This is a genomic window from Alphaproteobacteria bacterium, from assembly GCA_024244705.1.
Taxonomy (GTDB): Bacteria; Pseudomonadota; Alphaproteobacteria; order JAAEOK01; family JAAEOK01; genus JAAEOK01.
The window spans coordinates 1-13,148 of sequence record JAAEOK010000086.1; the positions used below are offsets into that span (position 1 = coordinate 1).

Sequence of the window (13,148 nt, forward strand, 5' to 3'; positions counted from 1 at the left end):
CGAAGTCCGGCCGCACCAAAATCGTCTCGAAGTGAAACCGGAGAACCCATGGCAAACCTCCATCCGTTTGCCATCTTGAATCAGAAAAACACCGTTCCGGAAAGCCCCTATATGAGTCCCACTCACAGAGACTTGGTATAAACGAACATCCTCATCCGAATAATTGGAATTTAATGAATAAAAGATCTCGCCGGTTAGCAGCTCGTCCCGGAGGCGGCCATTGAAGCTCTCATTTTAGCCGTTTTCCCAAGGCACGCCGAGTCTTGGATTCAACGGTAGGTGAATGTCGACGGTTTGATTCGGTCAGAGCGGTTGAGATTTTGACCCTCTTGCAGCGCACGCAGGCGCACCTCGATTCACCACGTCAGCTACCCCGAGCGCCAATCTTCCGGAGCAACTCTCGTCCGACCCTACGAACGCTTATAAGGTCAAGGGACGCCGCGCCGCCTAGATAACAATTGCGTCACGTAGGTGACCGTTGCGCCGCTTCCCGCCTGCGGAGCGCTTTATTGGCCGCAATCGACGTTGGAAAGGATTCGTGGGCTCTGCGCCACACCCCGCGCATCCGCCCGCCCGGTGCGGAGTCCGAAATAGCAATCGCAATTGTTGGCCGGGACGGACGGCGATCCGTGTAGGAAGACATGGAAGAATGCGTCCATGTGGAACGGTTCCAGCCCCTTCAGGGCCCGTGTCGGCCGATTGTTCAGGCCCGGTGCATCGATCCAGTGAACGATGTCGGGTGCCTCGTAGGACTTCAGCCGGCCGGTGATTTCGCGATTGCTTGAACGCGCCTGCACAACGTAGCCCCAGCCATCCGTCGTCAGTTTGCTCGCATCCTTCGAGGTATCATATGGATAGTCGGTTCCGTCCTTCTTCTTGTTCTTGGCTACCTGATTTTGTGTGCCGGCGTTGAAAGTAATTGTCGAGTTGATGTTTTGCCCCTCGCTACAAAGCGCCACCATACCCTGTTGGATGCCCTGCCATGCACCATCGGGTATGGCTCCTTGTTGAGGCTCGTTGATGATTGCGTAGGTGAAGTGCGCTTCGAATTTCATGGTGCTTGTGAACCGCGGCGTCGACCGGACATTGCCGGCGCGGTGGGGGCCGAGACGGTTGCCGCCAAGATTGTTGGAGAAACTGCCCAAGTTCCCATCCGGGCGCTTGGTGCGGTCGATTTTGACCTCCTTCCCCGTGCACCGGCAGCCGATATTCGGGAAACGCCGTCGCAACAGGCGCCGCAATGTATCGCGATTGCGGATCTCGGTTTGGACGAGGTCGGATAGTGCCTCGATTTCTGCGTCGAATAGCGCGACCGTCGTGCATGGCTTACCGGCGACGCCTTCGGCCGCCGCACAGACGGTGATATCGCCTTTGGCCTCGATGTCGCTGAAATCGAACCCGACCACCCCGCCGCCCAGTGCGACGTCACCGATGGTGACCGCATTGGATGGCGGTGCGTCGATGGGCTGTCCCGAACTTGCCGTAATGTTGAACAGAACCGGCGTTTCGAGTAGGGGATCGAGATCCTGTCCGTCGACGAAGACCAACAGCATGAACCCGTTGGGGTCACCGACACCGAACTCATCGGGGGCGGTAATCGCCGTGAATTCCGGCTTGAGTGGCGGTCGGTCGGGGGGGCCGGCTTCTTCCGCAATCATCTTGTCGCACGCGGCAACAAAGAGGATCGTCAAGGTCAGAGCGCTGAGCGTGATTGGTCGATGGGCCTTCATTCGGCAATCTCCAAATGACCCCTCGAACTGGATCCGATGGTAGCCGAAGATCGTGCATTGGGGAAGGTCGAGGTGAGCTATTCGCAAATTGTTAACGGATTTCACATCTTCCGTCTAAAACACCGCACCGTGACATGGCGCACCGCCTTGGCTCCGGACCCGACCGGCTGCTCCCGCCGGGCGGTAAGCGACTTGGAGATTGATGTTGGCGGGCGGGCGCGGTCGCCAGTGGCGCACCGTCTAGGTGCTGGACAGGTGCTCCAAAATCGCCCGGAATCTCTTGAGCGGGTGGTGATCGCGCATCATCGCCAGCGGAACGCTGAAATGGCCACGGCGCGAGATGAACCGGTTCTCGGCCGGAATCCCCCAGTCCTCGATCAACACCCTTGCGCTATCGAACGGCGTGACATCGTCCCGATTGCCAAGCACGGTGACGATGTTCTCGGGTGCCATTGCCGGCTTGCCCTGAATGTCGAGCAGGGGCATGTAGCGGCGCATCTCATCGGTGCTCCAACCCTTGGCCTCGGTCGCTTCGGCAATCCCCCAGGCTTTGGCCAGCGAGCCACGCACGACGGCATCCTCGATGCGCCCGCAATGGGTAATCAGAAGCATCGCATCGGGCTGCAAGCGGCGCGGCCAAGATCGCGATCTGTCGGCGATGACCTGTGCCGTCATCGCCCCCAAGCTGGAGCCACCGATGCCGATCGGCGCATTGGTGGCGCGGCGGAACCGGTCGATCAATACAGACCATTCGCGGGCCGCCGCGGTGAAATGGTCGAGCGCGCCCAGCGGCGCCGTCGCGATGAACCTCTCGCCGCCGTAGCGGCCGGGCGGTACCCGGCGGCCGTGCCACGGAGCCTCCGGACGAACGACCCGGATGCCCATCGCGACCATCGCCTCGACTTCGTCGACGACACCGCGCCAGTGGTCGAATTCGACGCAGATGCCGTGGCCGAAAATCACGGTCGGGGCGGTGTCGGCGTCGGGCGGCTCATAGACCCGTGCGACGACCCGATCGTTCATGCGCGCCGAGGGCGACCGGAAGCGCAACCAATAACTCCGTCCGCCGTCCGACCGGGCCACGGCATGGGACTCGGTGACTTCGGGCATCTCCGCCGGCGGCGCGAAGGCACGGGCCGGATCGACGACCAGTTCGTCATAGATAGCGGCGACCTCGCTTGGCGCCGGGATATCCCAGCGTACCGGCGGAACGCGCGCCGCCAGCCGCAGCGGGATAAACAGGCCGCGCCGGCTGTTGTAGTCGTCGCGTGCCTCGAGGCGGTTGCGCTCGACCGCCGCGCGAATCTCGGGGCTGCGTTCGTCCGAACCGAAGAATGTGGCCTCCCATTCGCGTTCGACACCGACGACCCGCTTGCGAACGTCCTCGAACGTATCAAGGCGGTTGCCGAGGCAACGCCTGAGGCGCGGCGTCGTGCTAAGCTCGGCCTCATCGAAAAAGCGCTCGACGGAACCGTCGGCGGCACGCGCCGCAGCCCATAGCCGCGACAGCGGAAAGAACCAGCCAGCGATCAATTGCAAAGCCACGGCGTCGAACCAGGGCCGGGCGACCATTTCCCCGATCGGCGTCCGCAAGCCGCCAACGACCAATTCCTGTAGGCGCGCCCGAAAGTGGTGATTCGTCAATTTTTTGAGACCTCCATCAGCCGGGCACGCAACTGGACGATGGAATTGGCGTAGTAGTTGAGAAGCGCCCGCTCTTCGTCGCGCGGTGCCACCCTTCCTTGCTCATCGATCACGACCAGCCGCCGTTCCGTGAGCATGGCCATGCCGGCATTCAATGCGTCGTCTTCGCGGCCCTCCTCGAAGCCAATATGGGCACCGAGCTCGCGCAATGCCTCCATTTCTTCGTGCGTGCGGCGTTTTAGCTCAGTCACGGGCGATGGCTCACGCGATTCGAGCAGAGTCATGGCGATGAGAGGGACCGCGAGTACCGGGATAACCTCGAGTGTGCGCTCCGTAAGATCCCGAGCGAGATCCTCGACGGCCTCGAAGAACACCGCTCGGTCGCATTTTCGTAGGTCGATGTCGCGCTTCTCCGACCAGGCGCGTAGTGACAGGGGCTGCCCGAAGCTGGCACTGGCGACGCCGAATCCGCGGTAGCGGCCAGCGAGCTTGCGCCAAATTTGTTGGATTGCGAAACGGCTGGTTGAGGCGAGAACGAAGAACGCGCTGCTGCCGCGAAAGTCCTTCGCGGTGTTCTCGATCAATATGCGTTCCTCGATCACGGCGTCGAAGTTGGTGCCGACCGGGATGAACAGAATGTCGGAGGTTTTGTCGGGGTCGAACCCGCCGCAAATGTAGCCGAGGAGGCCGAGTTTGGGCGCGTTCACCATGCCGTTACGCGACAATTGTCCTTCGCCGAAGATAGCGTGGGGCACGCCGGCGGCGGTCGCCATCTGCACATAACGCCGAAGTACGGCGCGATAGACCGGATCGCTGGCGTCACGGCGCAGGATGTAAGCGCCGGCGAGCCGGAGTGCGGAGCGAAACGGCCAAATCCGCGCCCACTCGCCGGCGCCATAGGAAAGAGCCGCGCTCCGCGAGGCGAGATAGGTAACCAGCAGGTAGTCCATGTTACTGCGGTGGTTGATAAAGAACACCACCGTCGTATCGGGTGGGAAGGCGGCCAGCGCCTCCTCATGGGCCCAGCCCAATCGAACGTGGTAGAGGGCGCGAAGGAAGCGGCGGGCCAAGGTGTAACCGACGCGGAAATAGAGAATCGCATTGAACGCCGGCACCATCTCGCGGGCATAGCGCTGGACCTCGGCCGCGACCTCCTCGCGGGAGACGCCGCGCTCGGCGGCGGCCTTGCGCACCGCGGCCATGACCTCGGGGTCGTAGGTCAGCCGGTCGATGAGGACGTCGCGCCTTGTTAGCTGAAAGGTCGGCAGTTGTAGCCGAAGCCGCGCGTTGACGTCGTCGATGACCCGGTTCATCCGTCGCCGCAGGTACCAGCGCCCGGCCGGCATGACGAAGAGACGGGCGACGGCATAGGTCGACAGCACGACAAGCACGACCAATAGCCAGATAGGAACGGTCAGCGCAGCCCTCGCCCAATTGTTTCACCAAACCGTGCCGCATCCGGCCGGCCCGCCGGAAGTCTGCCCGATATCCGGCGGCGTGGGAATACTGGTGGCGGACATCGCTCCGGTCGACCCGAACCTACCATGGACAAGCCGTCGCGATTGCTCGTCCAGGGCCGCCGCAGGCTGATTTCACTGTTCTCGAAACCGGTCTCACATGCGACGCAAAAAAGAGGTTGGCGCGCGCAGGCACCAACCTCTTCTCTTAGGCAGATTGTTCGGGCCCTACTTTGTCGGCGACGACAGCCGGCGGTCTATGCGAGCCCGATCTTCGTTACAACTCCCTTACTGCAGGGCCTCTCCGATTATCGCGCAATCGATCCCGGTACTCGGATCGATGGTCCGATCCATGAGGCCGAAATTGATCCACCATTTGTTGGTCAGCGCCCAATGGTCCTCCATTTGGCCGTTGTGCTGACCGAAGGGCGGGTCACCATCTTTAACGCCGCAGAATTTGCCGGCTTCGTCGAGGCTGTACATGTAGAGCGTTCCGTCTTCGGGGTTGTTCTCTCCGCCCAGAATCGATTTCACATCGTCGACGGAAAAGCCCACCGACTCGGCAATGATATCGTTGGCCTCGGTCGCGTTGGCGCGCCACCATTCGACGCCGGCGAACAAGGCGGCGGGGCTCATCGCGATGGAATCGATCGAGATCTTTCGCGCAGGCTGAGTGCGGAAGTCATGGATTTTCAGGCCGTGTGCAAGCTGGACGACCTGTGGGAAGGGGAGATGGAGGTTTTCGACATCGGCGATCAGGAGGTATTGCTCGTGCACGCGCCGGGTGGCGAGGTCCGCGCCTACGATCCGGTCTGTCCCCACCAGGATCATCCGTTGGTCGAAGGGAGCCTCGACGGCTGCGTGCTCACCTGCGCTGCCCATCTGTGGCAGTTCGATGTGGTTACCGGCGCGGGGGTCAACCCGGAAGGGGTCACGTTGCGCAGCTTTCCGGTCAAGGTTGAGGACGAGGTCGTCATGGTCGCCTTGCCGCTACCGGATCAGGCACCGGCAGGATAGAGGGAGGGACTGGACGTGTCAGAGCAATCCGGTGAAAACCGTTATGTCGGGCCGGTCATGAGATTAGGTGAAATCGCCGACGCGGTGGCTGAGGCAATCCGAGAGGACAATTCCGGACGCGAAGTCGTAGTCGAAGAACACGCATCCTACGTGCGGATCAAGGTGCCGGGCGAATGCATCCTTCGATTCGAGACCGTTAGCGATATGTTGGGCCGAGATGTCGCTGCCAGCGACATCGAGGTCAATATGCCAAGCTTTGAAGGATTTATCCGCACCGATACCGACCATATGCGGTGGGTGGCGACCTAAGTCGGGAGCTTGCGCATACCACAATTGGTAGGGAGGAAGAGACGATGGCCGTCGAATTGAAAGGCATGAAGACCTGGAGCGGATTGGCCAAGAACAAACGGCGCCCCAGCGAGTATGAGGTCGTGTCGACCAACCTCCAAACCCGAAATCGCCATCGCGAACAGGCTTACGAACTGTCACCGGCACCGCTGCTGGCAATGAACGAATGGTATATGCGCAATGTCTTCGACAGTCCCCTGCAGCACGACGACTGGGAGGCGTTCAGAGACCCTGACGAACTGATCTACCGTGTTTACACGCGGAGTCAGGACGGCCAGGAGGAATACATCGATGGCCTGCTCGACGAGCACAACGAGATCGGCCACGACGAAACGCTGTCGCCCGAATGGTTGGCCTCCCTCGAACGTCTTTATACGCCGCGACGCTACCTCCAGATGGCGCTTCAGATGGGTGCCGCGTATCTCGTGCAGATTGCCCCGGCGAGCACGATCACGACTGCCGCCGGGTTTCAGGAAGGCGATGAATTTCGCTGGCTTTCGCGGATTGCCTACCGCACACGGGAACTGCAACTTGCCCATCCGGCCCTTGGCTTCGGCAAGACCGAGCGCCAATGATGGGAGCAAGATCCAGCCTGGCAGGGTCTTCGAGAATTGTTGGAACGGACCTTGGCGACATACGATTGGGGCGAGAACTTTGTCGCCCTCAACCTGGTCGCCAAACCGGCGGCGGATGAGGCATTGCGTCAACTCGGTCATACCGCGCGCCGATTCGGCGACCAATTGCTCGCATTGCTGGTCGACAATCAAATGCGGGACAGCGAGCGATCCCGGCGTTGGAGCGCCGCCGTGGTCGAGTTCACCTCGGACCGGGAATCGAACAAGGCCGTGATCGGCGAGTGGATCGAGAAATGGAAGCCGCTTGCGGTGCAGGCTATTACCGCCTACTGCGGGGCGCTGCCGGAAAGCGACGACGCGGCCGCCTCCGCATTGACAGAGGTCGAAAAATTCCACCGCAGCCTTGGCCTCGTGCAGTGATGGCGCGTTACGGTCTTTGATCGCCGAAGGCCCGGCAAGGAACCCGAGGGGATTGCCAGGAATGGAGGGCGCGCGGTCTGCGTTCAAAATCTCGGTCGAAGGCCTTGGTGAGAGCGTCGACTGCCATGCCAGTGACACCCTGCTTGGTGCCATGTTGCGTGCCGGGTTGGGCATTCCCTATGAATGCAACGCCGGTGGCTGCGGCAGCTGCAAGTTCACGCTGCTCGACGGTGAAATCTCGGAAGAACGTCCCGATGCGCCTGGTCTCAGCGCGCGCGACCGTAGGAAGGGTAAACGGTTGGCATGTATTTGCCATCCACGAAGCGATTGTAGCATTCGAGTCACTTGCGACCCCGAGTACATAGCCAAGATTCGTCCGACCCGGAGACAGGCGCGGCTTGCCGCGCGGCAGGCGCTCACCCACGATCTATGGGAGTTTCGATTTCTCACCGACGAGGCCGCTGCGTTCCTGCCCGGCCAATACGCTAAATTTGCGCTTCCAGGTGTCGATGGGCCGCGCGGCTACTCGATGTCCAATATCGCCAATGACGAGGGCGTGTGGGAATTCCATATCAAGCGCGTCGCCGGCGGCGCGGCGACCTCGTTTCTTTTTGACTGCCTCGAACTCGGCGAGACGATCATCATCGATGCTCCCTACAGCATCGCCCATTTGCGCGAATCGTCGGCGCGGCCGACCATCTGCATCGCCGGCGGATCCGGATTGGCGCCGATGGTATCGATCTTGCGTGCACTCGGGGCCTCGCCCGCCGGTGCCGCGGACGCGATCCTCTACTATGGCGCGCGCGGTCCGATCGACGTCGTCGAATCCGGCCTCTTCGCGGACATCCCGGGGTTCGATCCCGAAACCCGGTACCGCCCCGTCCTTTCCGACTATGAACCCGAGGCCAATAATGGTTGGGAAGGGCCGGTTGGCTTGGTCCACGAGTTTATCGCCGATGATTTGCCGGAGGAATGCCAAGACAGCGACTTCTATATTGCGGGCCCGCCTCCGATGGTCGACGCCGTCCGGCGGCACCTCGTTCTCGACCGGGGAATCCCGGTCGAACGGCTTCACTACGACCGCTTTTTCTAGCCGGTTTGGAGCACAACGATCCATGTACAGGAAAACTTATTTCACCAACAACCACTCTTGGAACTGGGCCGAAGCGGTCCCGTTCGCTACGGCCGTCGAAGTCGGAGATCAGGTGTTCATAAGCGGTCAACAGACACTGGATGAATCGGGATCGGTGATCGACAAAGGCGATATTGCCGGCCAGGCCCGGAACGTATTCGAAAATATGAAACGGACCTTGGCGCTGTCAGGTTTGACCCTCAACGATCTCGTCCGGCTCAATACCTACTATGTCTTCGAAGGCGATGATGCCGATGCGACACGCTATTGGGAAGACATGACCCGAGTCCGCTTGGAGTATTTCCCGGATCCGGGACCCGCGGCGACGGCGGTCCGGGTCAAGGGCATGCCCTATGACGGACAGCTCATTCAGATCGAGGGCGTCGCCGTCAAGGGGAACTCGCGCAAGCAACGCCGGCGTATCATGCCGGAAGGAAGCTGGGACTGGAGTATTGCCGTCCCATTGTCGCAAGGTTGGCGGGTCGGCGATCGCATCTTCGTTGGCGGTCAGATCTCGGCCGATGGCGAGGGAAGGCCGGTGGCCGCGGGCGATATCGATGCCCAGACGCGAAACATTTACACCTTCATCGAGCGGGTCGTTCGCGATGCGGGAGGCGATCTCGACGACATCGTCCATGTCAAAATCTGCTTCAAGCATGACGGCACGGACTCCATGTCGCGCGATTACCTCGCCAACATTCTCGCCATTACCTCGGACACATTCGAGGAGCTGGGCCCGGTTGTAACTGCTTTTGGCGTCGACCTGCTCTATCCCGGATTGGTACTCGAAATCGATGCGATGGCGATAGTCGATCCGGAACGAAGCCGGCTGACGCCCGCCGGCCTTGGCGGCCGGTACCAACCCGAGCTTTCCTCCGATGGCTGGCGTGCATCCGATGAGATCTATGTCGGCGGCCAGGTCCCGCTCGGGGCCGATGGTTCTTTGCTGGCGCCTGGGGACGTCGAAGAACAGGCGCGTATCGTATTCGAGCGGGTTCGCCGCGTGCTGGCCGAAGGCGGCGCGGAGCTCGACGATCTCGTGAAGCTGAATCTATTTCTCGTTGCAGAACAGGGAGATAGTGACGTTGCCGGAAAATTTCACAAGGTCGCACGCGTATGGAGCGAGGTTGCGCCGAACGCTCATCCGGCGATGACACCCGTGCGTGTCTACGGTTTGCCCGGCGCCGGTACGCTGGTTCAGGCCGATGCTATTGCAGTAAAGTAAACCCCAAGGCGGGGATCGACCAACAAAGGGAGGATTTCGACAATGATTAGCAATCCCGTACCCTGGCCCGATGGGGCGCGATGCGCCTGTGCCATTACCTTCGATATCGACACGGACAGCATCCTCCATCTCGAACATGGCGACCGCGCGCCGACCATGTTGTCGACCATGTCCTGGCTGAAATACGACGAGGTCGCGATACCGCGTATCCTCGAGATGTATCGTCGATTCGAAATCAAGCAGACGTTTTTTTATCCGGCGTGGTGTATGGAGCGTTATCCGGCACTGGTCGATATGATCCTGAAGGATGGCCACGAGATCGCGGCACATGGTTATCTTCACGAAAATCCCAATCAGCTCGAAGCCGAGGAGGAGCTTTACTGGTTCGAGCGCCAGATCGAGGTTATCCGCAAGATGACCGGCCAGAAGCCGCGCGGCTGGCGGGCGCCGCTGTATAATTTCTCGCAGTATTCGCTCGACTACATGATCGATCAGGGAATGATCTACGATGCGAGCCTGATGGGCGATGACGTCCCCTATGTCCTGCGGACCAAGGCCGGTCAATTGATCGAATTACCGAGCCATTGGGCGATGGACGACTGGCCGCACTTCACCCATTCGATCGACATGCATTACATGATGCCGATCAAGTCGCCCGACGAAGCGATGAATGTCTTCATGTCGGAATTCGAGGCCATGTACGAGTTCGGCGGGCTCTGGGTCACCGTATGGCATCCGTTCGTTTCCGGCCGGCTGGCGCGTTGCGCCAGGGTAGCCAAGATGATCGAAGAAATTCAAAATCGCGGCGGTGTGTGGTTCGCCACCTTGGAAGAGATCACGCGCCACGTCCAGAAATGCATCGACGATGGATCCTGGACGCCGCGCGTGGACAATCTGCCGTACTATGAGGGGCGCATCCCCGAATTGCCCGAGGCGGCCGAATAACCGGTACGATATCGCCGCCTATTTTCGCCGCGGGGCGGGCGCGCATCCGGTCGCCACGATCCGGGCCGCCGCCCACGCGGCCCCCATTGCGGACCGCAAACTGGCACCGTCGACAGCAAGCAGGCGGAGCCAGAGCCCGCAGGCGTTGGGCAGCTCCGACACGCCGCCATAAATTTCCGGCCGGCCTTCCAGCGCCGTACACAGGGCTTCTCTGAGGTCACCCGGATCTTTTCCGGGCCGCAACAGCAACAATGTCGCCTGAGCGGAGAATCCGCCGAGAGCGCCGATGTCGCGGCGATTCCAATCGTCGCCGGTGACACGAAATCGATCGGCCATCAGCGGAATTCCATCTTGATTCGAAACCACTACTGCGCTGTCAAGCCAGCCGAACGGGCGGTTGTGGCCGTCGGGGTCATGGGCGAGATAGGCCTCGCCCAGGATGACTTGAGCGCTTTCGTGCATCGAGAGCGCGACGCGGGACCGGAGCCGGGCCTCGGGGAACAAAATTGTGGCGTCGGGCAGGTATTCGAAGACCGAACCGGCTTCGGCAATAAGGCGCACGTCTTGGCGTGCGTCGCCATCGCTGGTGCGGTGTACGATTGTCGAGGCCTGGGTCGTCAAGTGGCACTGCGAATCGGCCCGAGCGGCGACGGTGATTTCGAGCCGGTCGCCATCGAACAGGCCGCCAGCACTCGACTGGGTGTAGAGCGTCGCCATGCCGGGAAGCTCGGGATCGAGATAGTGGGCACGGCATACGTGGAATGGATAGCTGGCATATTGGCGGCCGACATAGGTCCGTCCCGCACCGTCGCCCTCGAACGCGATCTCTAGCTGGCCGGCCGGTTTGGCTCCGACCCCGGCCTCGGAGGGTGCGACCGGGTGGCGATTTTGATCAACGGTCAAACAAGACATTTTTGGATAGATGCTCAACAACCGAGTCGATTCCGTCACCGCTCGCACAATTAACCAGAAGAACCGGCTTTCCGCTCCTGACCTCCGATGCTTCGCTTGCCATGCGCTCGAGGTCGGCGCCGACGTGCGGCGCCAAGTCGGTCTTGTTTATGATCAAGAGGTCGGAACGCACGATTCCCGGGCCTCGTTTCCGGGGGATATCGTCGCCTCCGGCAGTATCGATCACGAACAACCAGTAATCGACGAGGTCGAGCGAAAACGTCGAGGCCAGGTTGTCGCCGCCGCTTTCGATCAGAATGACGGACACATTCGGGAATGATTCGGACAAGCGGTCGGCAGCCTGGATGTTGAGCGTCGGGTCCTCGCGGATGGCCGTATGAGGACATGCGCCGGTCTCGACCGCGAGTACGCGATCCGGTCGGATAAGGCCGCTTCGTTGAAGCCGGATCGCATCCTCCGCGGTAACAAGGTCGTTGGTTACAACCGCGAGTTCGAGGCCGCGCGCCTCGAGTGCCGGGATCAGGCGCTCGATCAATGCCGTTTTGCCTGACCCGACGGGTCCGCCGATCCCGATTCGAGCAGGTGCTGGCAGCGGTATCTTGTCGGGAACGATCATCGCAGCATGTACCGCTGGGCGAGTGGCAATTCCTGGGCCGGCTCGCAAGTCGCGATCTCGCCATCGACATAGACGTCGAAGGTCTGCGGATCGACCCGGATCTCGGGGCAGGCGCTGTTATGGAGCATATGCTGCTTACTCAGCTTCCGCGTGCCTTGGGTCGGCAATACCGTCTTGCGTAGACCGAGGCGATCACCGATGCCCGCTTCGATTGCCGCCGGGTTGACGAACGACGCGCTCAATGCCTGCTTGGCCTCGCCGAACGCACCCCATTGCGGTCGCATCAGCAACGGCTCACAGGTCATCAGCGAAGCCGCACTGTCGCCCATCGCTCCCCATACGATGAAGCCGCCCTTGACGACCAGCTCGGGCTTGATACCGAAGAAACCTGGGCGCCACAGCACGACATCCGCCAATTTACCATCCTCGAGCGAGCCGATGTAATCGGCGATTCCGAACGTGCGCGCGGCGTTGATCGTATATTTGGCGATGTAACGTTTGATGCGTTCGTTGTCGCCCCGCGCGGTCCCTTCCTCGTCGAGACGGCCGCGCTGCTCCTTCATCTTCGATGCGAGTTGCCAGGTGCGACAGATCACTTCGTTGATACGTCCCATGCCCTGGCTGTCCGATCCGAGCATGGCGATGGCACCGAGATCGTGGAGAACGTCTTCCGCCGCAATCGTTTGCGCGCGTATCCGGCTTTCGGCGAAGGCAACGTCCTCGGGGATCGACGGATTCAAGTGGTGGCACACCATCGTCATATCGAGGTGCTCGTCGAAGGTGTTCACCGTGTAGGGATTGGTTGGATTGGTCGACGAGGGCAGGCAGTTTGTCTCACCGGCGACACGAATGATATCAGGCGCATGACCGCCGCCGGCGCCCTCAGTATGGTACATGTGGATGGTGCGGCCGTTGATGGCGGCCAGCGTGTCCTCGAGAAATCCGCTCTCATTCAATGTGTCAGTATGGAGCTGGACCTGGAAGTCGAGCTCGTCGGCGACGGCGAGACAGGTATCGATGACGGCGGGCATCGCCCCCCAATCCTTTCGAATATTATACGTGATCCGCAATAGCTTCAATAGACCATTCAGCGATAAGCGCGAGACTGCGTCGCAAATCTTGCGGTC

11 protein-coding genes and 3 pseudogenes are annotated in these 13,148 nt (G+C 61.0%); 6 read left to right on the forward strand and 8 right to left on the reverse strand.

Translation table 11 applies throughout. The features are described 5' to 3' along the window. Window positions 1-171: 171 nt before the first annotated feature. The 5 genes and pseudogenes from GY791_16870 to GY791_16890 all read right to left on the reverse strand — a co-directional run bounded on the left by GY791_16870 (window position 172) and on the right by GY791_16890 (window position 5,467). Window positions 172-258, reverse strand: a pseudogene (locus GY791_16870) (transposase). Between the two features lie 248 nt (window positions 259-506). Continuing rightward, window positions 507-1,730: a hypothetical protein gene (locus tag GY791_16875; protein MCP4330101.1), complete on the reverse strand. Its 1,224-nt coding sequence runs from the start codon at window positions 1,728-1,730 to the stop codon at window positions 507-509. 240 nt (window positions 1,731-1,970) lie between these two features. Next, complete coding sequence (locus GY791_16880; GenBank protein ID MCP4330102.1) at window positions 1,971-3,374, reverse strand: hypothetical protein; 1,404 nt, start codon at window positions 3,372-3,374, stop codon at window positions 1,971-1,973. Then, window positions 3,371-4,765, reverse strand: a complete 1,395-nt coding sequence (locus GY791_16885) for a glycerol-3-phosphate acyltransferase (GenBank protein MCP4330103.1) — start codon at window positions 4,763-4,765, stop codon at window positions 3,371-3,373. The genes GY791_16880 and GY791_16885 overlap by 4 nt, the downstream gene beginning before the upstream one ends. A 354-nt stretch (window positions 4,766-5,119) precedes the next feature. Continuing rightward, complete coding sequence (locus tag GY791_16890; protein ID MCP4330104.1) at window positions 5,120-5,467, reverse strand: hypothetical protein; 348 nt, start codon at window positions 5,465-5,467, stop codon at window positions 5,120-5,122. Between the two features lie 48 nt (window positions 5,468-5,515). On the opposite strand from GY791_16890, the gene GY791_16895 reads away from it, so the two are divergent. From GY791_16895 to GY791_16920, 6 genes and pseudogenes are all read left to right on the forward strand, one after another. Next, a complete protein-coding gene (locus tag GY791_16895; protein ID MCP4330105.1) occupies window positions 5,516-5,848 on the forward strand; it encodes a Rieske 2Fe-2S domain-containing protein in 333 nt (110 codons plus the stop codon). 57 nt (window positions 5,849-5,905) lie between these two features. Then, window positions 5,906-6,157 carry a monooxygenase gene (locus GY791_16900; GenBank protein MCP4330106.1) on the forward strand — a complete coding sequence of 84 codons (252 nt, stop codon included), beginning with the start codon at window positions 5,906-5,908 and terminating at the stop codon, window positions 6,155-6,157. 44 nt (window positions 6,158-6,201) lie between these two features. Further along, a pseudogene (locus GY791_16905) lies at window positions 6,202-7,191 on the forward strand (toluene monooxygenase). Between the two features lie 61 nt (window positions 7,192-7,252). Beyond that, a complete protein-coding gene (locus GY791_16910) occupies window positions 7,253-8,284 on the forward strand; it encodes a 2Fe-2S iron-sulfur cluster binding domain-containing protein (GenBank protein MCP4330107.1) in 1,032 nt (343 codons plus the stop codon). Window positions 8,285-8,306: 22 nt separating this feature from the next. Beyond that, on the forward strand, window positions 8,307-9,548 hold the full coding sequence (locus GY791_16915) for a hypothetical protein (protein MCP4330108.1): 1,242 nt from the start codon (window positions 8,307-8,309) through the stop codon (window positions 9,546-9,548). Between the two features lie 42 nt (window positions 9,549-9,590). Next, window positions 9,591-10,493, forward strand: coding sequence for a polysaccharide deacetylase (locus tag GY791_16920; protein ID MCP4330109.1), 903 nt, complete (start codon window positions 9,591-9,593; stop codon window positions 10,491-10,493). An 18-nt stretch (window positions 10,494-10,511) separates the two neighbouring features. Here GY791_16920 and GY791_16925 read toward each other — a convergent pair whose 3' ends face one another. The 3 genes and pseudogenes from GY791_16925 to GY791_16935 all read right to left on the reverse strand — a co-directional run bounded on the left by GY791_16925 (window position 10,512) and on the right by GY791_16935 (window position 13,073). After that, the gene (locus GY791_16925; GenBank protein ID MCP4330110.1) at window positions 10,512-11,396 is read right to left on the reverse strand and encodes an urease accessory protein UreD; all 885 of its coding nucleotides are present in this window, start codon (window positions 11,394-11,396) and stop codon (window positions 10,512-10,514) included. After that, window positions 11,386-12,021 carry an urease accessory protein UreG gene (gene ureG, locus GY791_16930; GenBank protein MCP4330111.1) on the reverse strand — a complete coding sequence of 212 codons (636 nt, stop codon included), beginning with the start codon at window positions 12,019-12,021 and terminating at the stop codon, window positions 11,386-11,388. Before ureG ends, GY791_16925 begins: the two co-directional genes overlap by 11 nt. Continuing rightward, window positions 12,018-13,073 (reverse strand): annotated as a pseudogene (locus tag GY791_16935) (urease subunit alpha). The gene ureG and the pseudogene GY791_16935 overlap by 4 nt, the downstream one beginning before the upstream one ends. Window positions 13,074-13,148: the final 75 nt, after the last annotated feature.

What these genes read in the sequence shown, in the direction of transcription:
- GY791_16900 (MCP4330106.1), top strand. Translation starts at nt 5,906, where the DNA reads ATGAGATTAGGTGAAATCGCCGACGCGGTGGCTGAGGCAATCCGAGAG.
- GY791_16895 (MCP4330105.1), top strand. Translation starts at nt 5,516, where the DNA reads ATGGATTTTCAGGCCGTGTGCAAGCTGGACGACCTGTGGGAAGGGGAG.
- GY791_16890 (MCP4330104.1), bottom strand. Translation starts at nt 5,467, where the DNA reads ATGAGCCCCGCCGCCTTGTTCGCCGGCGTCGAATGGTGGCGCGCCAAC.
- GY791_16875 (MCP4330101.1), bottom strand. Translation starts at nt 1,730, where the DNA reads ATGAAGGCCCATCGACCAATCACGCTCAGCGCTCTGACCTTGACGATC.
- GY791_16920 (MCP4330109.1), top strand. Translation starts at nt 9,591, where the DNA reads ATGATTAGCAATCCCGTACCCTGGCCCGATGGGGCGCGATGCGCCTGT.
- GY791_16915 (MCP4330108.1), top strand. Translation starts at nt 8,307, where the DNA reads ATGTACAGGAAAACTTATTTCACCAACAACCACTCTTGGAACTGGGCC.
- GY791_16910 (MCP4330107.1), top strand. Translation starts at nt 7,253, where the DNA reads ATGGAGGGCGCGCGGTCTGCGTTCAAAATCTCGGTCGAAGGCCTTGGT.
- ureG (MCP4330111.1), bottom strand. Translation starts at nt 12,021, where the DNA reads ATGATCGTTCCCGACAAGATACCGCTGCCAGCACCTGCTCGAATCGGG.